At 34.4% G+C, this 25,466-nt stretch carries 20 protein-coding genes, 1 pseudogene, 2 riboswitches and 1 other annotated feature; of the genes and pseudogenes, 14 read left to right on the top strand and 7 right to left on the bottom strand.

Annotation, left to right across the window (positions count from 1 at the left end; translation table 11 throughout):
• Positions 1-205 precede the first annotated feature (205 nt).
• Positions 206-1,591, top strand: a complete 1,386-nt coding sequence (locus tag B5D15_RS01905) for an ATP-binding protein (RefSeq protein ID WP_078695415.1) — start codon at positions 206-208, stop codon at positions 1,589-1,591.
• A gap of 715 nt (positions 1,592-2,306) precedes the next feature.
• On the top strand, positions 2,307-2,936 hold the full coding sequence (gene ppaX, locus B5D15_RS01910) for a pyrophosphatase PpaX (protein WP_078695416.1): 630 nt from the start codon (positions 2,307-2,309) through the stop codon (positions 2,934-2,936).
• A gap of 184 nt (positions 2,937-3,120) precedes the next feature.
• Here ppaX and B5D15_RS01915 read toward each other — a convergent pair whose 3' ends face one another.
• A complete protein-coding gene (locus B5D15_RS01915; RefSeq protein ID WP_078695417.1) occupies positions 3,121-4,527 on the bottom strand; it encodes a DUF5808 domain-containing protein in 1,407 nt (468 codons plus the stop codon).
• Positions 4,527-4,925 (bottom strand): GntR family transcriptional regulator, encoded by a 399-nt coding sequence (locus tag B5D15_RS01920; RefSeq protein ID WP_078695418.1) that lies wholly within the window; start codon positions 4,923-4,925, stop codon positions 4,527-4,529. Before B5D15_RS01920 ends, B5D15_RS01915 begins: the two co-directional genes overlap by 1 nt.
• A 493-nt stretch (positions 4,926-5,418) precedes the next feature.
• Between B5D15_RS01920 and carA the strand changes: the two genes are divergently transcribed.
• Positions 5,419-6,543, top strand: coding sequence for a glutamine-hydrolyzing carbamoyl-phosphate synthase small subunit (gene carA / locus B5D15_RS01925; RefSeq protein WP_078695419.1), 1,125 nt, complete (start codon positions 5,419-5,421; stop codon positions 6,541-6,543).
• Positions 6,536-9,721 (top strand): carbamoyl-phosphate synthase (glutamine-hydrolyzing) large subunit, encoded by a 3,186-nt coding sequence (gene carB / locus B5D15_RS01930; RefSeq protein ID WP_078695420.1) that lies wholly within the window; start codon positions 6,536-6,538, stop codon positions 9,719-9,721. The genes carA and carB overlap by 8 nt, the downstream gene beginning before the upstream one ends.
• Positions 9,722-9,869: 148 nt before the next feature.
• Here carB and B5D15_RS01935 read toward each other — a convergent pair whose 3' ends face one another.
• Positions 9,870-11,318, bottom strand: a complete 1,449-nt coding sequence (locus B5D15_RS01935) for a tryptophanase (protein WP_078695421.1) — start codon at positions 11,316-11,318, stop codon at positions 9,870-9,872.
• Positions 11,319-11,440: 122 nt separating this feature from the next.
• Positions 11,441-11,712: a binding site (T-box leader), on the bottom strand.
• Between the two features lie 199 nt (positions 11,713-11,911).
• Between B5D15_RS01935 and B5D15_RS01940 the strand changes: the two are divergent.
• Positions 11,912-12,465: pseudogene (locus B5D15_RS01940) on the top strand (ABC transporter ATP-binding protein); the annotation flags it as partial.
• Between the two features lie 226 nt (positions 12,466-12,691).
• On the opposite strand, the gene B5D15_RS01945 reads toward B5D15_RS01940, so the two are convergent.
• The 4 genes from B5D15_RS01945 to B5D15_RS01960 form a co-directional block, all read right to left on the bottom strand.
• On the bottom strand, positions 12,692-13,063 hold the full coding sequence (locus B5D15_RS01945) for a hypothetical protein (protein ID WP_078695422.1): 372 nt from the start codon (positions 13,061-13,063) through the stop codon (positions 12,692-12,694).
• Between the two features lie 627 nt (positions 13,064-13,690).
• A complete protein-coding gene (locus tag B5D15_RS01950) occupies positions 13,691-13,828 on the bottom strand; it encodes a FeoB-associated Cys-rich membrane protein (RefSeq protein ID WP_078695423.1) in 138 nt (45 codons plus the stop codon).
• A gap of 240 nt (positions 13,829-14,068) precedes the next feature.
• Positions 14,069-15,832 (bottom strand): ferrous iron transport protein B, encoded by a 1,764-nt coding sequence (feoB, locus tag B5D15_RS01955; protein WP_078695424.1) that lies wholly within the window; start codon positions 15,830-15,832, stop codon positions 14,069-14,071.
• A gap of 1 nt (position 15,833) precedes the next feature.
• Positions 15,834-16,058, bottom strand: a complete 225-nt coding sequence (locus tag B5D15_RS01960; protein WP_078695425.1) for a FeoA family protein — start codon at positions 16,056-16,058, stop codon at positions 15,834-15,836.
• A 157-nt stretch (positions 16,059-16,215) separates the two neighbouring features.
• A riboswitch (TPP riboswitch) is annotated at positions 16,216-16,327 on the top strand.
• Positions 16,328-16,384: 57 nt separating this feature from the next.
• Between B5D15_RS01960 and thiD the strand changes: the two genes are divergently transcribed.
• From thiD to ribH, 9 genes are all read left to right on the top strand, one after another.
• Positions 16,385-17,209 carry a bifunctional hydroxymethylpyrimidine kinase/phosphomethylpyrimidine kinase gene (gene thiD, locus B5D15_RS01965; RefSeq protein ID WP_078695426.1) on the top strand — a complete coding sequence of 275 codons (825 nt, stop codon included), beginning with the start codon at positions 16,385-16,387 and terminating at the stop codon, positions 17,207-17,209.
• Entirely contained in the window at positions 17,202-18,437 is a 1,236-nt protein-coding gene (gene cytX / locus B5D15_RS01970; RefSeq protein WP_078695427.1) for a putative hydroxymethylpyrimidine transporter CytX, read from the top strand. The genes thiD and cytX overlap by 8 nt, the downstream gene beginning before the upstream one ends.
• A complete protein-coding gene (gene thiM, locus B5D15_RS01975; RefSeq protein ID WP_078695428.1) occupies positions 18,395-19,231 on the top strand; it encodes a hydroxyethylthiazole kinase in 837 nt (278 codons plus the stop codon). Before cytX ends, thiM begins: the two co-directional genes overlap by 43 nt.
• Positions 19,221-19,856 (top strand): thiamine phosphate synthase, encoded by a 636-nt coding sequence (gene thiE / locus B5D15_RS01980; RefSeq protein WP_078695429.1) that lies wholly within the window; start codon positions 19,221-19,223, stop codon positions 19,854-19,856. Before thiM ends, thiE begins: the two co-directional genes overlap by 11 nt.
• A gap of 145 nt (positions 19,857-20,001) precedes the next feature.
• Entirely contained in the window at positions 20,002-21,750 is a 1,749-nt protein-coding gene (locus B5D15_RS01985) for a methyl-accepting chemotaxis protein (protein ID WP_242948668.1), read from the top strand.
• A 42-nt stretch (positions 21,751-21,792) separates the two neighbouring features.
• Positions 21,793-21,912: riboswitch (FMN riboswitch) on the top strand.
• 70 nt (positions 21,913-21,982) lie between these two features.
• Positions 21,983-23,074 carry a bifunctional diaminohydroxyphosphoribosylaminopyrimidine deaminase/5-amino-6-(5-phosphoribosylamino)uracil reductase RibD gene (ribD, locus tag B5D15_RS01990; RefSeq protein ID WP_207651441.1) on the top strand — a complete coding sequence of 364 codons (1,092 nt, stop codon included), beginning with the start codon at positions 21,983-21,985 and terminating at the stop codon, positions 23,072-23,074.
• Positions 23,075-23,078: 4 nt separating this feature from the next.
• Positions 23,079-23,720: a riboflavin synthase gene (locus B5D15_RS01995; protein ID WP_078695430.1), complete on the top strand. Its 642-nt coding sequence runs from the start codon at positions 23,079-23,081 to the stop codon at positions 23,718-23,720.
• Positions 23,721-23,732: 12 nt separating this feature from the next.
• The gene (locus tag B5D15_RS02000) at positions 23,733-24,950 is read left to right on the top strand and encodes a bifunctional 3,4-dihydroxy-2-butanone-4-phosphate synthase/GTP cyclohydrolase II (protein ID WP_078695431.1); all 1,218 of its coding nucleotides are present in this window, start codon (positions 23,733-23,735) and stop codon (positions 24,948-24,950) included.
• Positions 24,937-25,398 (top strand): 6,7-dimethyl-8-ribityllumazine synthase, encoded by a 462-nt coding sequence (gene ribH, locus B5D15_RS02005; protein ID WP_078695432.1) that lies wholly within the window; start codon positions 24,937-24,939, stop codon positions 25,396-25,398. The genes B5D15_RS02000 and ribH overlap by 14 nt, the downstream gene beginning before the upstream one ends.
• Positions 25,399-25,466: the final 68 nt, after the last annotated feature.

Genomic DNA, 25,466 nt, shown 5'->3' on the forward strand with positions numbered 1-25,466 from the left:
AAACACTTCAAATATTTCCCTCAATTTTATCTCCTGCAAAAAATCAATATTTCACATTAAAAATGGTATTAAAATCTTGAAAATTTGATATACTTATAATATACTAACTCTAAAGTTACTAACTTTGGAGTTAGTAACTTTAGAGTTAGTAATTTGCTGAGAGGAAAAGTTTATCTTTACTTTATAAGATTTTTTGGAGGTTAATATGTTTATTGGCAGAGAGTATGAATTAGATGAACTTAATAAACTGTATAATCAGGACAAGTTTCAATTTGTTGTTATTTATGGTAGAAGAAGAGTAGGCAAGACAACTCTGATTAATGAATTTTGCAAAGATAAGCCTAATATTTTCTTTGTGGCTGAGGAATATAATGATAAGATAGCCCTTGAAAATTTTTCAGATAAGATATTGACTTACTTTGATTTAAAAGATTATATGGGCAATTTTGAATCTTATGAGAAGGCTTTTAGTTTTTTAGGAAAACAAACGGAAAAGGAAAGGCTTGTTGTTGTAATTGATGAATTTCCTTATATAGTATCATCAAACAAAAGTATCCCTTCAATATTGCAAAATATAATAGATCACAAACTTATAAACACTAAATTGTTTTTAATAATTTGTGGGTCTTCTTTGAGCTTTATGGAAAAGGAAGTATTAAGCTATAAAAGCCCGCTATATGGAAGAAGAACAGCTCAGTTTAAGATAGAGCCCTTTGATTATTTTGATAGTAAAAAGTTTTTTAATAATTATAGAGTTGAAGATAAAATAAAATCCTACAGCATATTAGGTGGAATCCCCCAATATCTTTTGAAATTTGATGATAGCAAGAGTATAAAGGAAAATGTTATTGAAAATCTGCTAAATAAATATTCTTATCTTTATGAAGAGCCAAAAAATCTTTTAAAACAGGAGTTAAGGGAACCTGCTTTGTATAATTCAATAATTGAAGCTATTGCCTTAGGGTGTTCTAAATTAAACGAAATATCAACTAAAATAGGTGAAAGCACTGATAAATGTGCTAAGTATATTAATACATTAATTGAACTTGATATTGTAAAAAAAGAACTTCCCTGCAGCGAGAAGAATCAAAAAAGAAAAACCATATACAATTTAAAGGACAATCTTTTTAAGTTTTGGTACAGATTTGTTTTTACTAATTATAGCTTGATTGAGCAAGGACTTGTAGAATATGTGTATGATAATAAAATAGAACTATATTTTAATGATTATATTTCTTCTGTGTTTGAAGAAATATGCATTCAGCATCTGAAAAATCTTAATAAAGATATGAAGCTTCCTTTTGTATTTGAGGATATTGGAAGATGGTGGGGAAACAATCCTTTAAAAAAAAGGGAAGAGGAAATAGATATTCTTGCTGTAAGCAGGGATAATGCCATATTTGGAGAGTGCAAATGGAGAAATGAGCCTTTGAATATGACTGTTGTAAATTCACTTTTTGAAAAGAGCAGAATTTTGGATTATAAAAATAAATATTATGCTTTCTTTTCAAAGAGTGGTTTTAGTGAGGATGTTATAAGATTTGCACGGGATAATGATAATATGCTTTTGTTTGATTTGAACGTTCTTTAGGGAAAAAGTGCCACCCAATTGACAAGTGACAAACTTTTTCACACTAACTGTCCCACGGCCTGTTCATAAAACACTTCAAATATATCCCTCAATTTTATCTCCTGCAAAAAATCAATATTTCACATTAAAAATGGTATTAAAATCTTGAAAATTTGATATACTTCTAATATACTAACTCTAAAGTTACTAACTTTAGAGTTAGTAATTTGCTGAGAGGAAAAGTTTATCTTTACTTTATAAGATTTTTATGTTGCCACGAAGCAGCGGCTTTATAAACTGGTCAGTTTACGAATAAATAAAGTATAGAATATTTATTTTTGAGTTTAAAAAACGAATTAAAATTTTTTTGCTGTTTTTATGTTTATGTTAGACTAAAAACGAACCCCAATTTTGGTTAAAAACTTCCCCACATTAATGATAACTTCTTAGGTATAATTAAGATGGGTTGCGGCGGGATGATAACGTTATGAATAAGAAAGAAACAATCTTAAAATTAAAATTAAAAATATATGAAATTATATGCAGCATTAAATGGGACAACTTCCCCTTGATAATGCAGCATTTATAATATATAGTAGAATAAAAAATGTATCATATAATAGTTCTCTGATTTAAAAATTAAAGAAATGGATTATAATGTATTTTAAAATTTATACAAAATAAAGCATTCTCAAAAGTCATTAATATTAAAAACAAAGATATGGAGGTTAAAGCATTGATAAAGGCGGTTTTGTTTGATTTTGACGGTACCCTTGTGGATACAAACAGACTGATAATAGAATCCTACAAGCATACCTATAAAAAGCACCTTAATTTAGATGTTAATGAGGAAGATATTAAAAAATACTTCGGCGAGCCTCTTATAACAACCCTTTCAAGATATGACAAGCTAAAAGCTCAGGAGATGTTTAAAACATATATAGAATATAACGAGTCGAGACATGATGATATGGTACAAGCCTTTGAAGGGGTAAACGAAACATTAAAGGCCCTTAAAGAAAAGGGACTTAAAGTTGGAATAGTAACGTCAAAAAGAAGAGTAATAGCACAAAGAGGGCTTAATATAACAGGCATAACTGAGCCCCTCGATGTTTTTATAACCTGTGAGGATACGCAAAAGCACAAGCCCCACGGGGAGCCAGTTTTAAAGGCCTGCGAGATTTTAAACATAAGCCCTAACGAAGCCATATATGTGGGGGATACTTCCTTTGACATACTTTGCGGCAAAAACGCAGGAGCATTAACCTGCCTTGAGAAGTACACAGCCCTTCCCTTAGAGGAGCTTTTAAAATACGGCCCTGATTATACTATAGACAGGCTCTATGATTTGCTTGATGCTGTTTAACTTTTCTTTGAGTGCCACCCAATTTACAAGTGACAAACCTTTTAGGGCAGTTTTTTTATTTTTGCATGAAATAAGTAACCGTCCCTCTGCCTGTCCATAGAGTAAATATTTTGTTTAGTAGTGGTTTCTATGTCATAAACTTAGTGCTTTTATGAAAATTTGACTAACATTAAACAAAAAAGCCTCAGGAATTTTCCTGAAGCTTTATAGTTCTTGCCTTATCTATAAGCTCCCTATAATACTTTAAAGTTATATCCTTATCTTTACTGTTTAAAAAAACGAACCTATCCTTTAGCTTTATAGCAATAAAGGGTGGTACCTTATTATATATAAAAAGTTTAGAAGGGCCGTAACCCTCAACGTTAAAATTACCAAGGCAATAAATACTGGTTGCTACACCGTTAGTTTTAAATTTAGAAGGCATTTTGTCTATAATCTCAACCTTTTCAATTTCGCTTATTCTAAAGCTGTATCCGTATACCGGGGCAGAGATTTTAACATCATCCCCAGTGATTTTCATAGAAAAATTAGCCGTATCAAATTTTATAAACATAATTGATAAAGGTATAATTACAGCAGCTATAAAGGAAAAGGTTAAAAATGTTATTATCTTTCCCCATCTGTGGGCCATATTAATGGTTAAACCATATCCTATACGCTTTTCAACCATTAAATTGCTGTCATTCGGATTGTAATAATATCCCCGTTCCCAATACTCATCATTATCTACAATTAGAGGATTATCTGATATACTTAAAATTCTGTTTTGCATATTTTTTATTTTGTTTTGAGTGTATATAATAAGCGCTGTGCTGAAAAGCGTGGATACAACAACTACTGCAGTTAAAACTATCGGATTAATATATATCTTTAAAATGTTTAAAAATATAAACATTAAGCAAAGGCTCTCGATAAAAGCTAATAAAATATAGCATATAGAATAGTACCTTTTGTAAACATAGTTGCAGTATAGATTTACCTTTGTATCCTCACTAAATACATCAGACTTTTTAGATGTAAATAGATTATAAAGATATAAGAGTAAAAGGTGAGTAAGGACTGAAATTAAAAAATAGAAGATATAATAGAATTTAAATTCAACCTTTAAAAATAAAGCTATTATAAAGGGCATAAGACTTATTATAAAAGTTGGTATAAAGTAGAGCTTTGATACTGGCATTTTATCCTTAAGCCTTGAAACCTCAGTATCAATAGTTATGATATGCGTTGAACCGAAAAACCAGCCATTTACTTTTTTAAGTTTATAAAGCTTTCTAAAATTTTTCATATATATAGAATTCCCAAGATAAAAGAATAATGTAAACCAAACAAACATGTAAATAATAATTAAAGAAGGGTAGTTTTGAAAAAGTAGAGTAATGAAAGAAGAACTAAATAAAATCCCTGATAAAATATTAATATCCCTTTTATATTCCATTAGTATTTTTTTAACAGCATCGTCTTTAAGATTCTGATAGGGCAGAGTAACCCCAAGGACTATATTTCCCTTTGGCTTTGTCCCATCCATATATGTTGCATAGAGAGATATTGTCATAATAAAAAATACAAAAAGAATTATAAAAATAAACATCACACTTCACACCCTTTAACACTTACTATGTTAATTCTGTCGTAGATGCTTTTGCACATTTCAAAAAAATCATTTTTATCAATTCCCTTTAATTCAGACTCTGCGATTATAAGTGACAATTCTTCCTCAAGCTTTTCCCTAAATTCAAATGAAGAATCCTTTCTTGGGCATATTTTAGCGCCGAACCTTCTGTCTATTTCAATAAATCCTTCGCTTTTTAATATGCTGTAGGCCTTATTTACAGTCATAACGTTAATTCCTGAATCCTGAGCCATCTGGCGTACTGTGGGAAGATAATCCCCAACCTGCAGCTCGCCCTTTGCAATCCCCATTACTATTTGATTTCTAAGCTGCACATAAATGGGTATGCTGCTGCTCATATCAAGCTTTATTTTCATATTAACACCTCTTTGCATATTTGTATTATACATTATAATACAAATAATACAATAAGACAAGAATTTGCTGTAAACTGGTGGCTGTTCAATTTAGTGCCAGGTACCGGATAAGGAGAATGGAAAAGAAACACAAGCCGGAGGACGGTTAGTGTGAAAATATTACTTTATAAATAAGGAAAAAAGTACAAGGGAAGGGGCGGTTACTTATTTCATATACAATATATGCAAAATTAGGGGGACATGTCTAAAATATTATGGGTATTTAATATAGTAAGTAACCGTCCCTCTGCCTGTCCCCCGCCTAAACCTTATCTCATAGCATAAATATAAATAAACAGTCTTAATAATGCGAATAATAATGAGCTAAAGGCAGATATATTTAATTATTATTCAATAAATACGAATAAAATTAATTTTTTGTGTTGATTTATTAAAACACTATTGGTATAATAATAAAAAATATTGTATATATATACATGAACGGAGGTATATAATGGAGGCTATTCTCTATCTTGAAGATGGAACTTACTATAAAGGTAAAGGCTTTGGACATGTTGGAACTTCCTTTGGAGAGCTTGTTTTTAATACTTCTATGACAGGATATCAGGAGATACTTACAGATCCATCCTATGCAGGACAGGTTATTGCTTTGACTTATCCTTTAATTGGTAATTACGGGGTTAATGAAAAATTCAGCGAATCATATAAAAGTTTTTCGAGGGGGCTTGTGGTAAAATCTATTTCTAACACGCCCTCTAATTATATGTCCATGCAGGGAATTGACGATATGCTGAAGAGTATGGAGGTAGTGGGCATATATGATGTTGATACAAGAAGCATAACAAGAAAAATAAGAAACAGCGGCAGTTTAAAATGCATAATAAGCAGCAAGGCTCAAAGCAAAGAATCTTTGCTTGAAGAACTATCAAAAATTTTAAACCAAAAATATGAAAGGTTAGATGAATATTTTAAAGATATTAAAGGTGAAAAGGAAGACTTTATGAAAAATGCTGGTACAAAGAGTGTATATAAAATAGAAGGAAAAGGCAAAAAAGTTGCAGTTCTCGACTTTGGTGTAAAGAAAAACATATTAAGAAATCTTTCTGAAAGAGGGTGCGGCATTACTGTTTTCCCCTACAGTTCAAGTGCAGATGATATTTTAAGCATAAAGCCTGACGGGGTGCTTTTAAGCAACGGTCCAGGGGATCCTAAATGTGCAGTTGAGGCAATAGAAACGGTTAAAAATCTCATAGGCAAAACCCCAATCTTTGGTATATGCATGGGGCATCAGATTTTAAGCCTTGCCTTTGGGGCAGACACCTATAAGCTAAAATACGGCCACAGGGGAGGAAACCACGGCGTTAAGGATTTATATAAGGACAGGTGCTATATAACTTCTCAAAACCATGGTTTTGCCGTTGATGAAAAAAGCCTGAAGGATACAGAACTTTTAATAACCCACATAAACCTTAATGATGGTACGGTAGAAGGCCTAAAGCATAAATACTACCCTATATTTTCTGTTCAGTTTCATCCAGAGGGTGCACCAGGGCCTAAGGATAGTGAATATTTATTCGATGAGTTTATGTATCTAATGGAGGAGGGTAAGAATGAATAAAAAGTATAAAAAACTTATGATTATAGGTTCAGGGCCGATAATAATAGGACAGGCGGCGGAGTTTGATTATTCAGGAACACAGGCTTGTAAGGCACTTAAAGAAGAGGGGATTGAGATAGTTCTTGTAAACAGCAACCCCGCAACTATTATGACAGACAGCAATATTGCAGACAAGGTTTATATAGAGCCTTTAAATTTAGAGAGCCTTGAGAAAATAATTGAAAAGGAAAGACCTGAGGGAATACTTGCAGGTTTTGGGGGACAAACTGCCCTGAACCTTTCAATAGAGCTTAAAAAAAGCGGTGTTTTAGATAAGTTTAATATTGAGCTTTTAGGGGTTAAGGAGGAAGCTATTAAAAAGGCAGAGGACAGGGAAGAGTTTAAAAAGCTTATGATTGAAATAAATGAGCCTATACCAGAGAGCGGTATTGCAAATAGCATTGAGGAGTGCATAAACCTTTCTAAAGAATTAGGCTTTCCTTTAATAGTAAGGCCTGCCTACACCTTAGGAGGAACGGGGGGGGGCTTTGCAAAGGATATTGATGAGCTTGCAGCAGTTTGTGAAAAGGGGCTAAAATTAAGCCCTATAGGACAGGTCCTAATAGAGCAGAGCGTTGCAGGGTGGAAGGAGATTGAATATGAAGTTATAAGGGATGGAAAGGACAACTGCATAATCGTATGCAACATGGAAAACATAGATCCTGTTGGGGTTCATACGGGAGACAGCATTGTTGTTGCCCCATCTCAAACATTAAATGAAAAGCAGTACCAGATGCTTAGAAACGCTTCTATTAAAATAGTAAGGAGCCTTAATATAGAAGGCGGGTGCAATGTTCAGTTCGCCCTTGATCCAAACAGCGACAGATATATAGTAATTGAGGTAAACCCAAGGGTTAGCCGCTCCAGCGCCCTTGCTTCAAAGGCGGCAGGGTACCCAATTGCAAAGATTGCAGCAAAGATTGCCATAGGGTACAGCCTTGATGAGCTTACAAACTATGTTACAAAGTGTTCCAGTGCATGCTTTGAGCCTGCTATAGACTATGTAGTTTTAAAAATTCCAAAGTGGCCATTTGATAAGTTCAGCCTTGCTAAAAGAAGCCTTGGTACTCAGATGAAGGCAACAGGTGAGGTTATGGCAATAGACAGAACCTTTGAAAGCGCTCTACTTAAAGCCATATCCTGCCTTGAGGGGAATTTAACAGGGCTTAAAATTCCTTCAATTGAAAAGCTTAATATAGATGAGGTAATTGATAAGATAAAGCTTTGCGATGATGAGAGAATATTTGCAGTATCGAGGGCACTAAGGCTTGGAGTTAAAATAGACACTCTTTATGAAATAACTAAAATAGACAGATGGTTTTTAAATGCTATTAAAAATATTGTTGATTTAGAGTTTGAACTTATTAATAAAAAGCTTGATAAGGATACAATTAAAAGGGCTGAACTTACAGGGTTTACTGATGATGAGATATGCATTTTAACAGGTGCATCAAAGGAGGAACTTGACAGCATAAGAAAAGAAAACAAAATATACCCTGTTTATAAGATGGTCGATACCTGCAGCAGCGAGTTTGAGGCAAAAACCCCCTACTATTATTCCTGCTACGAGAGCGAGGATGAGAGCATTATTTCAGATAAAGAAAAGGTTGTTGTAATAGGCTCAGGGCCTATAAGAATAGGGCAGGGGGTTGAGTTTGACTACTGCTGCGTCCATGGAGTGTGGGCGGCAAAGGATTTAGGCTTTGAGGCAATTATAATAAACAACAACCCTGAAACTGTGAGCACCGATTTTGATACAGCAGATAAGCTCTACTTTGAATCATTGTATATCGACGATGTTTTAAATGTTGTAAGAAAGGAAAATCCCATTGGAGTTTTTGTGCAGCTTGGAGGCCAGACAGCTATAAACCTATCTAAAAAGCTAAAGGACAGGGGAGTTAATATTCTTGGCACAAGCGTTGAGTCAATAGATATTGCAGAGGATAGGGACAAATTCAGGGGATTTCTTGAAAATCTAAACATTCCAACTCCTAAGGGCTGTGCTGTTTTGAAAAAAAGTCAGGTTATAAAAGCAGCAAAGGATATAGGTTATCCTGTTGTTGTAAGGCCTTCCTATGTAATAGGCGGAAAGGCAATGAGGATAATATATGATGAAGAAAGCCTCATTGATTACATGAAACAGGCAGAGAATATTTTTGAAGAATATCAGGTTATAGTAGATAAATATATAAGAGGAACTGAGATTGAAGTTGATGCTGTCTGCGATGGGGAGGATGTTTTAATCCCTGGTATTATGGAGCACATTGAAAGAACAGGGGTTCATTCAGGGGACAGCATAACTGTATATCCTTCTGTAACTCTACCGGATGAGGTTATAAATAAACTTGCTGATTATACAAAAAAGATTGCTTTAGGATTAAATACCGTTGGGCTTATAAATATACAGTATGTTTACGACGGAAAAGATGTTTATGTAATTGAAGTTAACCCGAGGGCTTCAAGGACGGTTCCAATTTTAAGTAAAGTTACAGGAGTTCCTATGGTAAAGCTGTCTGTTGAAACTGCCTTTGGCAAAAAATTAAGGGATAATAAATACGGCACAGGGCTTTTGAAAAACAAAAACTACTTTGTAGTTAAAGTCCCTGTTTTTTCAAATGAAAAGATAGCCGATGGGGATATATTCTTAGGCCCTGAGATGAAGTCAACGGGAGAAGTTTTAGGAGTGGGAGAAAGTCTTGATGCTGCGGCATATAAAGGCTTTGCAGCGGCAGGAATCCCTGTTTTAAAGGAAGGTACTATATATGTTTCCCTTAAGGATTATGATAAAGAGGAGGGAGCTGAGATTATTAAAGAGTACTGCAATAGAGGGTTTAAAATATTAGCTTCAAAGGGTACAGCAAAGACTTTGAAGGAAAATGATGTAAAGTGCAGTGAGGTTTCCTTTGAAGAAGTTTATGAAATGCTCTCAAAGGGAGAGATAGATTTAGTAATAAATACTCCCGATACGGGGCATATTAAAAACAGCAGGGGATATAGGCTAAGAAAAAGATGCGTTGAGCTTAAAATTCCTCTGTTTACCTGCATAGATACCCTTAAAATCTATCTTAGAGCAGTTGACGTTAAAAGAAATGACCTGCCATTGTTTTACAACTCCCTCTCGTATTATTTAGATATATAAAGGACGGATACCCGTCCTTTATATTTTTTTGAAAGAGTGCTTTCTTCATTCTCCGGTGCCAACCACCGGAGAATGTTTTATATAGACCTATTGGAAATATTATAGCAGTAGATAGGCGGCAAACTCAATTTACTAACTGGAGGCACTTTTACAGGCTGTCCCAAAAATCTTTTCTAAACTTTTCAGTAAGCCTTTCCTGCCAAGGGGAGACAGGCTTTAGCTTCCCAAAGAAGAATCTAAGAATTTTAGGCTCATCTACAAAGGTTAAACCCTCTACAAGTTCACGGTTTTCAAATAACCACTGAATTCTGTCTATAGCATATTTAACCTGTGAAAGTGTAAAAACTCTTCTTGGAAGTGCAAGCCTTAAAAGCTCCATGTTGGATAAAACTTCGCTTCCATCGGGATTTCTCTGCTCTGAAAGTGTTCCTCTTTCCATTCCCCTGACGCCACTAACAATGTAAAGTGCAGCAGCAAGAGCGCCGGCAGGGTATTGAGTTTGAGGTATGTGGCTTAAAAACCGCATTGCATCTATATGGCAGCCAAGCCCTCCGGCAGGAGTGACAACGGGGATTCCTTTTTTGCTGAGCTCATTTACCATATATTCAATAAATATAGGCCCTTGATTTATCATATCTTCATCCATAGTCTCATCAAGTCCTACGGTTAAGGCCTCCATTTCTCTGACTGACATTCCTCCATAGGTTAAAAATCCTTCATAAAGAGGGAGAATCTCCTTCATCCTTTCAAAGAGTGCTGAATTGTTTGTGCATATTCCTCCTCCTCTGACGCATCCGAGCTTTCTTGCAGAAAAATAAATAACATCGCAAAGGGAGGCAATCTTTAGGGTTATCTCTCTTATGCTTAAATTCTTAAATTCCTCTTCGCGGCTTTTTATAAAATAGAGATTATCGGATAAAAGGCTTGCATCGAGTATTAGAATTATGTTGTTATCTTTACATATTCTGCTGACTTCAATAAGATTTTTAAGGGAGAAGGGCTGGCCTCCTATAAGGTTAGTTCCAGCTTCAAGCCTTACAAAGGCTATTTTTTCTGTGCCGTGTTTAGCGATAAGGGATTTTAATTTATCAGTATCTATATTCCCTTTAAAGGGATTGGTGCTGTTTATTTTTAAAGCTTCATCGGTAAAAATCTCCTCAACAGTACCTCCATTTACGGTTATATGGGATTTTGTGGTAGTAAAGTGGTAGTTCATAGGGACGATTTGACCTTCCTTAACAAGAACCTTTGATATAATGTTTTCACAGGCTCTTCCCTGATGGGCAGGAAGAAAAAACTCCATGTTGAATATCTCTTTTATCTTATTTTCAAGCCTTGTAAAGGTTTCACTCCCTGCATAGCTGTCATCGGCAATAAGCATGGCAGCCTGTTGCCTGTCGCTCATGGCGTTAACGCCGCTGTCTGTCAGCATATCCAAAAATATATCTTTATTTTTTAAAAGAAAAGTATTGTTTCCAGCTTCGTTTATAGCTTCAAGCCTTCTTTCAATAGGTTTTAAAGAGAGCTTTTGAACTATTCTAACCTTATGCATTTCAAGGGGTATTTCTTCATTACTAAAAAATTTAATATTTGACATAATATTCCTCCATCCTAATAGAAATGATTTTTAATTTTAAATATAAGCTTTTTCTTTGAATAATAATAAGGATCCATAAAACCAACTCCTTTCAAGGTATAAAAAAACCGTCCTTTGAATGCTCAAAGGACGGATATTCTCCGTGTTACCACCTTTATTTATTGATACCTCACGATATCAACCTTATCAAGTACGCTACAGATGCAGTTATACTCTAGCACTGTAACGGGTGCAGGCAGCCGGCTCAGCCTACTCGGACTTTTAAAAGTATTAAATCCTTTTGATGAGCAGCTTTAAGGATGTATTCAAAACTGTATTCCTGTTACCTTCCACCAGCCGGCAACTCTCTTTAAGGATTGAACAGTTTCTACTTCTTCCTTGTCATCGCTTTTATTGGAACTATTTTAATTCAGAATATTAACAATGTCAATACTTTTTTTACATTAACCGTACCTATGGTTGTGCAAGTTTTTATAAGCTGCTGACCAATCAACTTTTTATGACAATTGTCATATTAATTTGTTCTTAAAATCACTATTTACAACCCTTTAAAGTTTATATTATATAATTAAGAAAATTATGGGAGGATTAGTATGGTTGTTGAAATTAAAAACCTTATAAAAAGATATGGGAATGTACTTGCTGTTGATAATGTTAGTATGAGCATTAAAGAAGGGGAGATATTCGGGCTTTTAGGACCTAACGGCGCAGGAAAAACAACGATTATAAATACAATAGCTGGGCTTTGCAGAATTGATAAAGGGGAGATAAAGGTATTTGGTAAAAGCATTAAAGATGACGAGATTGAAATTAAAAAGAATATGGTATAGTGCCGCAGGATATAGCTCTGTTTGAGGATTTAACTGCCTATGAAAATGTAAAATATTTTGCAAGGCTCTATGGTTTATCTGGGACGCTTTTAAAAGAAAGAGTTGAAGAGGCACTTAACTTCGTAGGCCTTTGGGATAAGAGAAAGGAATATCCTGTAAAATTTTCTGGAGGTATGAAAAGAAGGCTGAATATTGCCTGTGCAATAACCCACAGACCAAAGCTTATTATAATGGATGAGCCTACGGTTGGAATCGATCCTCAGTCGAGAAACCACATATTAGATTCAATAAAAGTTCTTATCAAAAAAAGTGCCACCCAGTTGACAAGTGACAAACTTTTTCATTCCGTCGTTGTGGCTATTTTTTAGTCATGCACTGTTACTTATTTTACATATATCACAAGAATAGATTAAGATGACTGCAATTAGATAAAATAAGTACAATTTTAGCTTTAACAAAAAGGGGAAGGGTGCTACTTATGGTATTGGCGCTCCTAAATTTTAATAAAAAAGAAGGTGAGAATATCTCACCTTGAATAGGGGGTTATGCGGTTTTTAATAGGGGTGTGTTAATATTGGATATAATTGGGGTTGCATATTTTTTGCATATATCAATTATTTTATCTATGTTATTGATATTGCCTAAGCTAATTACAGCGTTGTAATCGAAGGGATTTAGCACTTTATCTACGCTGTAGTTTAATACTGTATTAACTGTACTTTCTATATTATCAATTTTGTCCTTTATGTCATTTATAATTGTGCATCCTCTTGATGTATTTATATACAAATCTATTTCAGAATCTCTTATGCCTTTTATAGTACAAAGTGCAGAAAGGACATCGCTTTCGTTAACTATAATTGCTACCTTTCCTTTTACTTTTTCAACTTCTGAGGCTAATTTATATGCTGTCATAATAACACCTCCAAATAAATATTTATATAAAATTGGTTTGCCTTTTCATATATAGATTTGCTTTTCTTTGAAATAATTATACATTAAATTAAATAAATATGCAACATGTTTTTGAAAAAATATAGATTAATTTATTATCTTTTGAAGTCAAAAAATCATCTATTAAAAATTACTTATATAGTAAATCTGATGAGCAGCCATAAAGAATGTGTTGGTATATTTTGGACAGGCATATTTTAAGTTAAACTTTATGAAATAAGTAACAGGTCATGACTAAAAGATAGCCTCAGAAACGGAATAAAAAAGTTTTAAGCTTATCAAATGTTGCAAGGGGTGCAAGGGGGACGGTTACTTATTATATTAAATTACAATAATATTTTATGCCTGTCTCCTAATTTTGTAGATATTGTGTATAAAATAAGTAACCGTCCCTCGGCTTGTATTGATTATCACAAAAAGTATCTATAATAAGTAACCGTCCCTCGGCTTGTACTTTCTTCCTATTTTGTAAAGGGACATTTTCATACTAACCGTACCCTAACTTGCCTATAAAAACATGCACCCAGTGTAAGCAGTTAAAACATCAAACCGCCTGCATTAGGTGCATATCAATAAAAATCTTAACATCTACTTTGTATTGTACTTGCTGCAATGGGAGCTGCAGCTTGAACAATCGCATTTGCCGGATGCCTTTTTCTTGATGCTTTTGTATAGAAAATACAAAGCTGCTGCAGCAATAAGCGATGTTATAATAATTTCAACCATATATATCTCCATCCTTTCGCCCTAAGGCATAAAGTAATATTAAAATTTATGTTTCTACTTTTTAAAAGCAGTTGCTTATAAAATCAATATAAATTCATATTAGGCTGAACCTATAAAAATATAAAAAATTATACTTTTATGCGCTTTTTTTGTATAGGTTGAGTTTAGAAACGTTTAAATTACATATATTAAACTTGAAAAATACTGAGCAAAATATTAGATGAAAAGCCTGAATTTAATTTAAAAAACTAATTTTCCTGCATTATATACTATAAACGAAACTATCCATGCTAAGATTAGCTGATAGGATATAGAAAAAGCAGTCATCTTTAATCCATACTCCTTTTTCATAGTGGCAATTACCGAAACGCAGGGGGTGTATAAAAGTACAAACACTAAAAAGCTGTAGGCTGAAAGAGGGGTAAAAGCTGTTTTAAGCGCTTGAGACAAATCTCCTCCATAAATTACACCCATTGTGCCAACAACTACTTCCTTAGCCATAAGCCCTGTTAAAAGGGATACCGAGTTTTGCCACTTTCCAAAGCCAAGGGGTATAAATATTGGATTTATAAACCTTCCAATATTAGATAAAAAGCTTGAATTGATATCAGTCATTCCGTTGAAATTGAAATTAGATAAAAACCATACTATTACTGAAATTGAAAATATGATTGTCCCAGCTTTCTTTAAAAATCCCTTTCCCTTATCCCATGTATGAATAAAAAGGCTTCTCATCTCAGGCATTTTATATTCAGGAAGCTCGATTACAAAGGGTTCTTCATCCTTTTTAAAGAGCGTGTTTTTAAAAATAAGGCCGACTAAAAAGGCAAGAAGTATTCCGAGAATATAAAGTGAAAATACAACTAAAGTTTGATTTTTGGGGAAAAATATTGAAGCAAAGAGAGCATAAACCGGAAGCCTTGCATTGCAGGACATAAGGGGAACTAAAAGGGCAGTAAGCCTTCTATCCTTCTCGCTCTCTAATGTTCTTGCAGACATAATACCAGGCACGCTGCATCCAAACCCGACTATCATTGGTATAAAGGCCTTTCCCGAGAGTCCCATCTTTCTCATAAGTTTATCCATTATAAATGCGGCCCTTGCCATGTATCCGCTGTCCTCTAAAAAGCTTATTCCAAGGAATAAAGATAGTATAACCGGAAGGAAAACAACAACCGAGCCAACCCCTCCAATAACACCATCGATTATTAAAGACTTAAACCAAGGACTGCTGCTGCTTAATAAATTTTCAACAATAGGTACTAAATAATCATTTAAAGATGAATCTAAAAAATCGGACATGGGCTGCCCCACATAGCTGAAGGTAAATTTAAAAATAAAATAAAGGCAAGTTAAAAATATGGGGTAGGCCCAAAATTTATTAAGAACAATTTTATCTATTTTTTCTGTAGGAGTTACTATATTTTTTTTGCTGTAGGTTATGCATTTTTTAAGAATGCTCTCTATATATTCATAAGTATCCTGCTCTGAGTTAAAATGATAATCATTATCATCTAAATGTTTTAAAAAATTACTGCTCATTAGCAGCATCTTTACTTTATCTATTCCTTTACCCTTTGAGGCAGATATGGGTATTACCGTAACATTCAGCTCCTTTGAAAGCTTATTAAAATCAATATTTATTCCTTTAAATTCTGCAACGTCTATCATGTTTAAAATGAGAACGATAGGCTTTTTAAACTGCTTCAGCTGCATAGTAAGATAAAGATTTCTGCTTAAATTTGAAGCGTCAACTATGTTTATTATTACATCTACATTCTCATTTAAAAGAAAATTCTTAGATATTTTCTCTTCGTTAGAGTAAGTATCAAGGGCGTAAATTCCAGGGAGGTCAACTATTTTTATTGATTTATCAATATAGCCCTCCTTTTTTTCAACTGTAACCCCAGGCCAATTTCCAACGTATTGATTTGAACCTGTAAGGGCATTAAAAAGGGTTGTCTTTCCAACGTTAGGATTACCAAGCAGTGCAGCAATAGTCATTTTATGCCTCCTTTACAAATATATATTTTGCATCTTTTTTTCGAATTGCAAGGTCAAAACCTCTAAAACTGATTATTATAGGATCGCCAAGGGGAGCGTAATTTTTAATATAAACCTCTGTCCCATAGGTTGCTCCAAGGGATAAAAGTCTTTTAGCCAAAAGCTCGTTGCCCTGTATATCGCAGATATAACCTTTCTTTCCAACAGTTAAATCACAAATGCACATATCTATCACCTCGTAATGAAAATCATTTTCAATTAAATAATAACATCTTTATAAACATATTTCAAGAAGCTTTGTATAAATTTTTTTAAAAATAATAATCAAAAATGATTTGCAAAGAATAATTTGTGTGTTATGATTATCATGTAAATTTTAATAGAACAAAACACGGGGGAGCTGGGTAGGCCGGCTGAGAGTAAGAACCATAATTCTTTGACCCTATGAACCTGAACTGGATAATTCCAGCGTAGGAAGATGTTTGTAAATTTTTGATTTAAACACAAATCCTATGGGTTTGTGTTTTTTTTGTATTAAGAAGGAGGGAAAATATGAAAAAGGCATTAACAATTGCAGGATCAGACAGCTGCGGCGGTGCAGGAATACAGGCAGATTTAAAAACATTCAGTGCAAACGGAGTATATGGAATGAGCGTGATTACAGCAGTAACAGCACAAAATACACAGGGCGTTTTTGCAGTACAGGATATTGATGAGAAAATTATTAAAGCCCAGATTGATGCAGTTTTTACTGATATTAAGGTTGATGCGGTTAAAATAGGCATGGTTTCAAGAATTTCAACAATTGAAGCAATTAGTGAAAAGATAAGGCAGTATAATCCTGAGAATCTTGTTTTAGACCCGGTTATGATTTCAAAAAGCGGATATTCTCTGTTAAAACCTGAGTCAAAAACTGCACTTATAAACAGGCTTATTCCCCTATCATCAATTATTACTCCAAATATTCCTGAGGCTGAAGAAATACTTAATGAAGTAAATAATGAAAATATAAAAATTGAGACAGTAAGTGAAATGGAAGAAGCTGCGAAAGAAATATATAAACTTGGATGTAAAAGTGTTCTTTTAAAGGGAGGACATATTAAAGGAGAAGCGGTTGATGTTTTATTTGATGGAGAAAATATTTTTCATTACAGCACCGAGAGAATTAATACAAAAAATACACATGGAACAGGCTGCACATTATCATCTGCAATAACGGCTAATTTAGCCCTCGGATTTGAAATTAAAGATGCTGTAAAAAGAGCAAAGGAATACATAACAACAGCTATAAAGCATTCCCTTGATATAGGGCATGGAGTTGGACCAACTAATCATTTTTATATGCTATATAAGGCTGGAGGGATTTTAAATGACTAAAGATAACGAAAAGCTTGGTTTTTGGACGTTTTTACTTTTATGGTTTGGAGCGGCAGTTTCAATTGCAGAAATATTAACTGGAGGTTTGATTGCACCTCTTGGTTTTAAAACCGGTGTTATTGTAATTTTAGCTGGGCATTTGATTGGAACTTTAGTGCTTGTTTTGGGAGGAATAATTGGAACAAGAGAAAAGGTTCCAGCAATAACTTCAACAAATATATCCTTTGGGAAATACGGAGTATATTTATTCTCGATTTTAAACGTACTTCAGCTCATAGGCTGGACAGCGGTTATGATAAAATCTGCAGCAGATTCAATAAACCTTATAGCAAAGAGTTTATGGAGCTTTGACAATGTTTTATTCAGCATTGTTTTAGTTGGAGTACTTGTTGCACTTTGGATTTGGTATGGGAAGGATGGTATGAAAAAGCTGAATAGTATTGCTGTATTTTTGCTCTTTGCACTGACGATTGTTTTAGGTACTGTAATATTTAAAGATAAAACTTTGTTTGATAGAGCAGGAAGCGGCAGCATATCTGTCGGCGGGGCTCTTGAACTTAATGTAATTATGCCTCTTTCTTGGCTTCCTCTTATTGCAGACTATACAAGATTTGCAAAGAGTGAAAAAGAAGGAGCTTTAGGAAGCTTTTTAGGATACTTTTTAGGAAGTTCATGGATGTATATTATTGGACTTGGTGCAGCTATAGTATCAAACAACCCAGATCCTTCAGCTATGATGCTTGCTGCAAATCTTGGAATAACTGCACTTGGCATAGTAGTGCTTTCAACAGTTACAACTACTTTTTTAGATGTTTACTCAGCAGGGGTTTCCTTTTTAAACATAATGCCAAAACAAAGTGAAAAAAATATAGGAATATTAATGACGGTAATTGGAACTGTAATCGCTGCAGTTTTTCCAATTGCAAACTATGAAAGCTTTTTATATGCAATAGGTTCAGTGTTTGCACCTTTGTTTGCAATTCTTATAACTGACTATTTTATTATAAAGAAAAACAATAAAAATAAGAGTGATGTTCTTATTAACTTAGGAGCATTTATAGTATGGGCAATAGGTGTTGCTTTATATTACAGCTTCATTAAACTTGATTTATTATTTGGAGCAACAGTTCCAGCAATGATAACTACAAGCATTATTTATACAATTACCTGGAGGTGGATTAACAAATGGAAACTTGTAAAAAAATCGGAGAATTATTATGCAGCTTAAGAGAAAAAAATCCTCTAATACATAATATAACGAATTATGTAACTGTAAATGACTGCGCAAATATTACCCTTGCAATCGGAGCATCGCCGGTTATGGCAGATGATATAAATGAAGTCAAAGATATGGTATCCCTTGCATCCTCTCTTATATTAAATATTGGAACATTAAATAAAAGAACTGTTGAATCTATGATTGAAGCCGGTAAAAGGGCAAATGAACTTAATATCCCAATTATACTTGATCCTGTTGGTGCAGGAGCTACAAAATACAGAACAGAAAATGCTAATAGAATAATTGATGAAATTAAACTATCTGTTGTAAGGGGAAATATTTCAGAGATTAAAACCCTATACGGATTAGAGACACAGACAAAAGGCGTTGATGCCTCAGAGCCGATTTCATCAAGTAGGGATGAACTTACTGAAATAAAAGAAATTGCAAGAAATTTTGCAAAGAAATTCAATACCATATGTGCAATAACTGGGGCAACAGATATAATAACAGACGGGAAAACTATTTATTCCGTTACAAATGGTCATAAAATAATGTCTAAAATAACAGGAACAGGCTGTATGTGCACTTCTCTTATCGGTTCATACCTTGGAGCAGCAGATAATTATCTTTTAGCTGCTTTATCCGGTATTGTGTCTATGGGCATCGCTGGTGAAAAGGCCTTTGAAAAAATGAATAAAAATGATGAAGGAACAGGTAGCTTTAAAACATATTTAATAGATTCAATTTATAAATTATCAAAGGAAGAAATAATACAAAGAGGGAAAGTTTATGAAGAATAATGTTAATTATAAGCTTTATCTTGTTACTGATAGAAATATATTAAAAAATAATGATTTTTCAAAGGCTGTTGAGCAGGCTATATTAGGAGGAGTAACTTTAGTCCAGCTTCGGGAAAAGGATATATCAACCCGAGAATTTTATAATATAGCTTTAAATATTAAAAAAATTACTGATAAATATGACATACCTTTAATTATAAATGACAGGCTTGATATAGCTCTTTCAATAGATGCTGCAGGGCTTCACGTTGGGCAAAAAGACATGCCTGCAGATATTGCAAGAAAACTTATTGGAAAAGATAAAATACTTGGAGTTTCTGTTTGCAGTGTTGATGAAGCAAGAAAAGCAGAGAAAGATGGAGCAGATTATATTGGCGTTGGGGCTGTTTTCCCAACAAGCACCAAAAAAGATGCAGACGCAGTTTCGATTGAGCGTTTAAAAGAAATTAAAGAAAGCGTGTCTATTCCTGTTGTTGCAATTGGGGGAATAAATGAAAACAATGCAGTGCTTTTAAAAGCCGCAAAAATAGATGGAATTGCGGTAGTTTCATGTATTTTAGGCAAAGATAATATTAAACAGGCAGCTAAGATTATGTCAGAGCGCGCAGATAATATTATATATTAACCCAAAATAGCCCTTGGAAAATCAAGGGCTATTTTTTAGTGGATAAAAAAACTAAAATAGTGTAAAATCTAATTGTGTAGAATTTTATAGAAATTACGATAATATTTATTAGCTATAGATAAATATGAGAAAAGGGGTAGACGATATGAAGTTAAATATGAGAAAAGAAAGAAGCGTCATGAAGTTTTTTGTAGATTTAAGCATTAGAAAGAAGCTTACATCTATTTTTGTATTAATATTTATTTTTCAATTGTCAATTGGAGCAATAGGAATAATAAGCACAAAAAAAATAAGCGCCTCTGCAGATTATATGTACAGCACAAATTTGGTGTCAATTAAGGATTTGCATGAGATTCAGGGAGGCATGAATGAAATAAGAGCGGATGTCTTAAAGCTTATATATGAAAAAGATAACAGTAAAATAAATGATTTGTCAAAAAGTATAGATGATTCTATTTCAAAAATATATAATGCAATCCAGCACTACGATACTATGAAGAGAACGCAGGAAGAAGAAAAATTATATGAGGAATTTAAAAACGATTTTACAAAATATACAGATAAGGTAAACAGGGTTACGACTTTTGCTAAGAACAATGATTTTAACAATGCGGTCTTAGCCTATAATACAGAACTTAAACCCGTAACCGATTCAATTTTGGGAAAGATACATAGATGTATAGAAATAAACGATGAAGTAGCTAAAAATGATAATGCTAACAATATAAAATTATTTAAAACAATTACATATATAATAGCAATAACATCATTAATAGCCTTTATTATAGTGCTTCTTTTGGCGTACATAGTAAGTAAAAACATCATCTCTCCTCTTGAAGAAATTAAAGGCTTTGCACAAAGGATTTCAAACTACGATTTTTCTCAGATTATTAATATAAAGAGAAAGGATGAGTTTGGGCAGACTGCACAGTCTTTAAATACAGCTCAGGAAAACATTAGAGGCTTTATAAAAATGATAATGGACAGCTCAAATCAGATAAAAATTTCATCAAAGGATTTATCCTCAGCTATTGAAGATTTAACAATAAAATCAATTACAATAGATGAGGCAGTAAACAGCATAGCAGGAACTATGCAGGAGTCAACGGCAGCGACACAGGAGATAAACGCTTCAATTGAAGAGGTAGATGCGAGCATAAATGAGCTTTCAAAAAGAGCTTTAGAGGGAAGCAATAACGCAAATGAGTTTAAAGAAAGGGCTTTTGAAGTTCAAAAAAGCAGCGAAAGAGCAATTGAGGATAACGAAAAAATATTTGAAGAAAAGAAAAAACATATGGAGAGAGTAATAGAGAAAGGTAAAGTAGTTGATAATATAAAGGTTATGGCAGATACAATAGGCAGCATATCAGAACAGACAAACCTTCTTGCCCTTAATGCTGCAATTGAAGCTGCGAGAGCTGGAGAGATGGGAAGAGGCTTTGCAGTTGTTGCCGACGAGGTTAGAAAGCTTGCAGAGCAGTCGTCGGAAGCTGTTAAAAACATTCAGGAGACGATTGTAAATGTTCAAAAAGCCTTTAAAGAAAGCATTGAAGCCAACAGCGATATTCTAAATTTTATAAACAGCGATGTAAGGCAGCAATTTAAAGCCTATGGGCAAACAGGAAAGCAGTACTTTGAGGATTCTGAATTTGTAAGCAGAATGTCACAGGAAATCGCTGCTATGTCCGAGGAGCTTACAGCAACAGTTGGACAGGTTTCCGATGCTGCTGTTAGTATGGCTGCAAATTCTCAAAAGACAGGAGAACAGGCTCAGATGATTATGGAGAGCGTTAATGAAACAACAAAGGCAATAGAAAAGGTTGCAGTATCAATTCACAGCCAGAATGAGGCTGCTGAAAAGCTAAATGAAATGATACAAAGATTTAAAATTTGATTTATTAATATGTTAGTGATATAATATCTACAAAATTATATATTTATCCTTCAGGGCAGGGTGAAATTCCCGACCGGCGGTACAGCCCGCGAGCGGCATAATGCTGCAGATTCTGGTGAAATTCCAGAGCCGACAGTAAAGTCTGGATGGAAGAAGGAGGTGCATGTTAATGTATAGATTTTTTGTGCTCTGAGGATAATATCTTCAGAGCTTTTTTATTTGAGGTGATTTAATGGACGAGTTTTATATGAAAAGAGCCTTAGAGCTTGCAAAATTAGGTGAGGGCTATACAAACCCTAATCCGCTTGTAGGTGCTGTTATTGTTAAAGATGGAAAGATAATTGGGGAAGGATATCATGAGCGCTACGGAGGGCCCCACGCTGAGATAAACGCCTTTAAAAATGCAAAGGATGATGTTAAAGGCTCAACCCTTTATGTTACATTAGAGCCCTGCAGCCACTATGGAAAAACTCCTCCCTGCGCAGATGCAATAATTGAGAAGAAAATTAAAAGGGTTGTTGCTGCTATGAAGGATCCTAACCCTCTTGTTGCAGGAAAGGGACTTGAAAAGCTTATAAAAAGCGGAATAGAAGTAAGACTTGGGGTTCTTGAAGATGAGGCAAAAAAACTTAATGAGATATTTATAAAGTATATTACAACAAAGACTCCCTTTGTAATATTAAAAAGTGCAATGACTCTCGATGGAAAGATAGCATCCTTTAGCGGGGACTCTAAATGGATTACAAATGAAAAATCGAGGGATTATGTACATAGTGTAAGACAAAGGGTAAGCGCAATAATGGCTGGTATTGGGACTGTAATTAATGATAATCCCCATCTTACAGCAAGAAAAGAAGGAAATGTTATTAAGGATTTAACGAGGATAATAGTAGATACAAACCTTAAAATACCTTTAAATTCTAATGTTCTTGATACTAAAGTTTCCAAAACAATAATAGCCTGCAGCGAATATGCAGATAATAATAAAATAGAAAAACTAAAGAACCTCGGAGTTTATATAATTAAAACCCCCCTTAAGGATAACAGAGTAGACATTAAGTATCTTATAAAATCCCTCGGGGAACTTAATATAGACAGCGTTCTTTTAGAGGGAGGAGGAATTTTGAATTTTTCCGCTCTAAAGGAAGGAATAGTTGATAAGGTTATGATATTTATTGCCCCGAAAATAATAGGAGGAGAAAGCTCTAAAACCCCTGTTGAAGGAGAGGGATTTGAGTTTATAAAGGATGCTGTAAAAATCGAAGACATAAGCATTAAAAGTTTTGATGAAGATATACTCTACGAGGGCTATATAAAGAGGTGATAGTTTGTTTACAGGAATTGTAGAGGAGATTGGTAAGATAAATAAAATAATAAAGGGAGAAAAATCAGCAAAAATAATAATAAACGCAGATAAGGTTTTAGAAGACGTGAAATTTGGGGACAGCATAGCAGTAAATGGAGTATGCCTTACGGTTACAGATTACAGCTCAAATAATTTTACTGCAGATGTAATGACAGAGACCTTTATTAAAACAAACCTTAAAAATTTAAAACCTAATGACAGTGTAAATCTTGAAAGGGCATTAAGGCTAAAAGACCGCCTTGGGGGGCACATAGTATCCGGCCATGTTGATGGAATCGGGACTATAAAGAGCATTCAAAGGGATGAGATTGCAGTATGGTTTGAAATAAAAGCTCCCTTTGAAATATTAAAATATATAGTTTACAAAGGTTCAGTTACAATCGACGGCATAAGCCTTACAGTTGCATTTGTTGATGATTTTACTTTTAAAGTTTCAATAATACCCCATACCCTTCAAAGTACAGTTCTTTTTTATAAAAAGACTGGGGATGAGGTTAATATTGAGTGCGACATACTTTCAAAATATGTTGAAAAAATGCTGAATTTTAATTCTAAAAAAGGATTAGACATGGATTTTTTAAGGGACAATGGATTTTTGATTTAAAGAGGTGATTATATGTTTAATACTATTGAAGAAGCACTTTTAGATATAAAAAATGGGAAAATGGTTATAGTTGTAGATGATGAGAACAGAGAAAACGAAGGAGACCTTTTGATGGCGGCAGAAAAGGTTACTCCTGAGAGTATAAATTTTATGGCAAAATACGGAAGAGGACTTATATGTATGCCGATTAAAGAAGAGAGGTTAAGGGAGCTTGAGATTTTTCCAATGGTTCAGGATAACACTGATATTCATAAAACAGCCTTTACAGTATCGATTGACTCAAGGGATACTACAACAGGTATATCTGCCTATGAAAGAGCCGCCACTATAAAGAAGGTTCTTGATGAGAATTCAAAGCCTTCGGATTTTAAAAGGCCAGGGCATGTATTTCCCCTGAAGGCAAGGAAAGGAGGAGTATTAGTAAGGGCAGGGCATACAGAAGCTGCTGTTGACTTAGCCCAAATTGCAGGGCTTTATCCTGCAGGGGTTATATGCGAGATAATGAATGATGACGGTACAATGGCAAGGGTTCCTCAGCTTATTGAGTTTTCTAAAAAGCATGGTTTAAAGATTATAACTATTGCTGACCTTATAGCCTACAGAAGAAAAACAGAGAAATTCGTAGTAAGAGAGGCTGCGGCTAATCTTCCAACTAAATACGGAGATTTTACAATAATAGGTTATGTAAACAAGCTAAATAACGAGCACCATGTTGCCCTTGTTAAGGGGAAGGTTGATGATGGGGAGCCTGTTTTAGTAAGGGTTCACTCTGAATGCCTAACTGGAGATGTCTTTGGCTCTTTAAGGTGCGACTGCGGGGAGCAGTTTGCACTTTCTGCAAAGAAAATAAATGAAGAGGGAAGAGGAGTAATACTATATATGAGGCAGGAGGGAAGGGGCATTGGGCTTATAAATAAGATTAAGGCCTACGAGCTTCAGGATAAGGGAATGGATACTGTTGAAGCTAATATTGCCCTTGGATTTCCAGCGGATTTGAGGGATTATGGCATCGGTGCCCAGATATTATCAGACCTTGGAGTTAAAAAAATAAGGCTTATGACTAACAACCCTAAAAAGATTTCAGGGCTTTCAGGCTATGAGCTTGAAATAGTAGAAAGAGTTCCAATAGAAACAGGCAGAAATGAAAAAAATGAGTTTTATTTAAAAACTAAAAAAGAAAAGATGGGACATATTTTGAAAATGGAGGATGAGCAGGATGGCAACATATGAAGGAAAACTTATAGCGGCAGGACTTAAATTTGGAATAGTAGTTGGAAGGTTTAACGAGTTTATAGTATCAAAACTTTTATCAGGGGCTATGGATGGACTTTTGCGCCACGGAGCAGATGAAAAAAACATAGATATTGCCTATGTTCCAGGTGCCTTTGAAATACCCCTTACTGCAAAGAAAATTGCGCAATCTAAAAAGTACGACAGCGTAATATGCCTTGGGGCAGTAATAAGGGGAGCAACACCTCATTTTGACTATGTTTCAAGCGAAGTTTCAAAGGGAATTGCAAATGCCTCCTTAGAGCTTGGAGTGCCCATAATATTTGGGGTTCTAACAACTGATACAATAGAGCAGGCCATAGAAAGGGCAGGAACAAAGGCAGGAAACAAGGGCTATGACGCAGCAATGGCTGCGATAGAGATGGCAAACCTTTTAAAACAGTTATAATAATACAAAACAGGCTGTGCAGGTTCACAGCCTGTTTTTGTCATTAGTAATTACACATGAGCTTGATG

Source organism: Caloramator quimbayensis, from assembly GCF_900167605.1.
GTDB classification, from domain to species: Bacteria; Bacillota; Clostridia; order Clostridiales; family Caloramatoraceae; genus Caloramator_B; species Caloramator_B quimbayensis.

Coding starts and splice junctions, on each gene's coding strand:
- feoB (WP_078695424.1), bottom strand. CDS start 15,832: ATGACTATTGCTGCACTGCTTGGTAATCCTAACGTTGGAAAGACAACC.
- B5D15_RS01950 (WP_078695423.1), bottom strand. CDS start 13,828: ATGGTTGAAATTATTATAACATCGCTTATTGCTGCAGCAGCTTTGTAT.
- ribH (WP_078695432.1), top strand. CDS start 24,937: ATGGCAACATATGAAGGAAAACTTATAGCGGCAGGACTTAAATTTGGA.
- B5D15_RS01915 (WP_078695417.1), bottom strand. CDS start 4,527: ATGTTTATTTTTATAATTCTTTTTGTATTTTTTATTATGACAATATCT.
- thiD (WP_078695426.1), top strand. CDS start 16,385: ATGAAAAAGGCATTAACAATTGCAGGATCAGACAGCTGCGGCGGTGCA.
- B5D15_RS01985 (WP_242948668.1), top strand. CDS start 20,002: ATGAAGTTAAATATGAGAAAAGAAAGAAGCGTCATGAAGTTTTTTGTA.
- B5D15_RS01920 (WP_078695418.1), bottom strand. CDS start 4,925: ATGAAAATAAAGCTTGATATGAGCAGCAGCATACCCATTTATGTGCAG.
- thiE (WP_078695429.1), top strand. CDS start 19,221: ATGAAGAATAATGTTAATTATAAGCTTTATCTTGTTACTGATAGAAAT.
- thiM (WP_078695428.1), top strand. CDS start 18,395: ATGGAAACTTGTAAAAAAATCGGAGAATTATTATGCAGCTTAAGAGAA.
- B5D15_RS02000 (WP_078695431.1), top strand. CDS start 23,733: ATGTTTAATACTATTGAAGAAGCACTTTTAGATATAAAAAATGGGAAA.
- B5D15_RS01935 (WP_078695421.1), bottom strand. CDS start 11,318: ATGTCAAATATTAAATTTTTTAGTAATGAAGAAATACCCCTTGAAATG.
- ribD (WP_207651441.1), top strand. CDS start 21,983: ATGGACGAGTTTTATATGAAAAGAGCCTTAGAGCTTGCAAAATTAGGT.
- carA (WP_078695419.1), top strand. CDS start 5,419: ATGGAGGCTATTCTCTATCTTGAAGATGGAACTTACTATAAAGGTAAA.
- B5D15_RS01905 (WP_078695415.1), top strand. CDS start 206: ATGTTTATTGGCAGAGAGTATGAATTAGATGAACTTAATAAACTGTAT.
- B5D15_RS01960 (WP_078695425.1), bottom strand. CDS start 16,058: ATGTGCATTTGTGATTTAACTGTTGGAAAGAAAGGTTATATCTGCGAT.
- B5D15_RS01945 (WP_078695422.1), bottom strand. CDS start 13,063: ATGACAGCATATAAATTAGCCTCAGAAGTTGAAAAAGTAAAAGGAAAG.
- carB (WP_078695420.1), top strand. CDS start 6,536: ATGAATAAAAAGTATAAAAAACTTATGATTATAGGTTCAGGGCCGATA.
- cytX (WP_078695427.1), top strand. CDS start 17,202: ATGACTAAAGATAACGAAAAGCTTGGTTTTTGGACGTTTTTACTTTTA.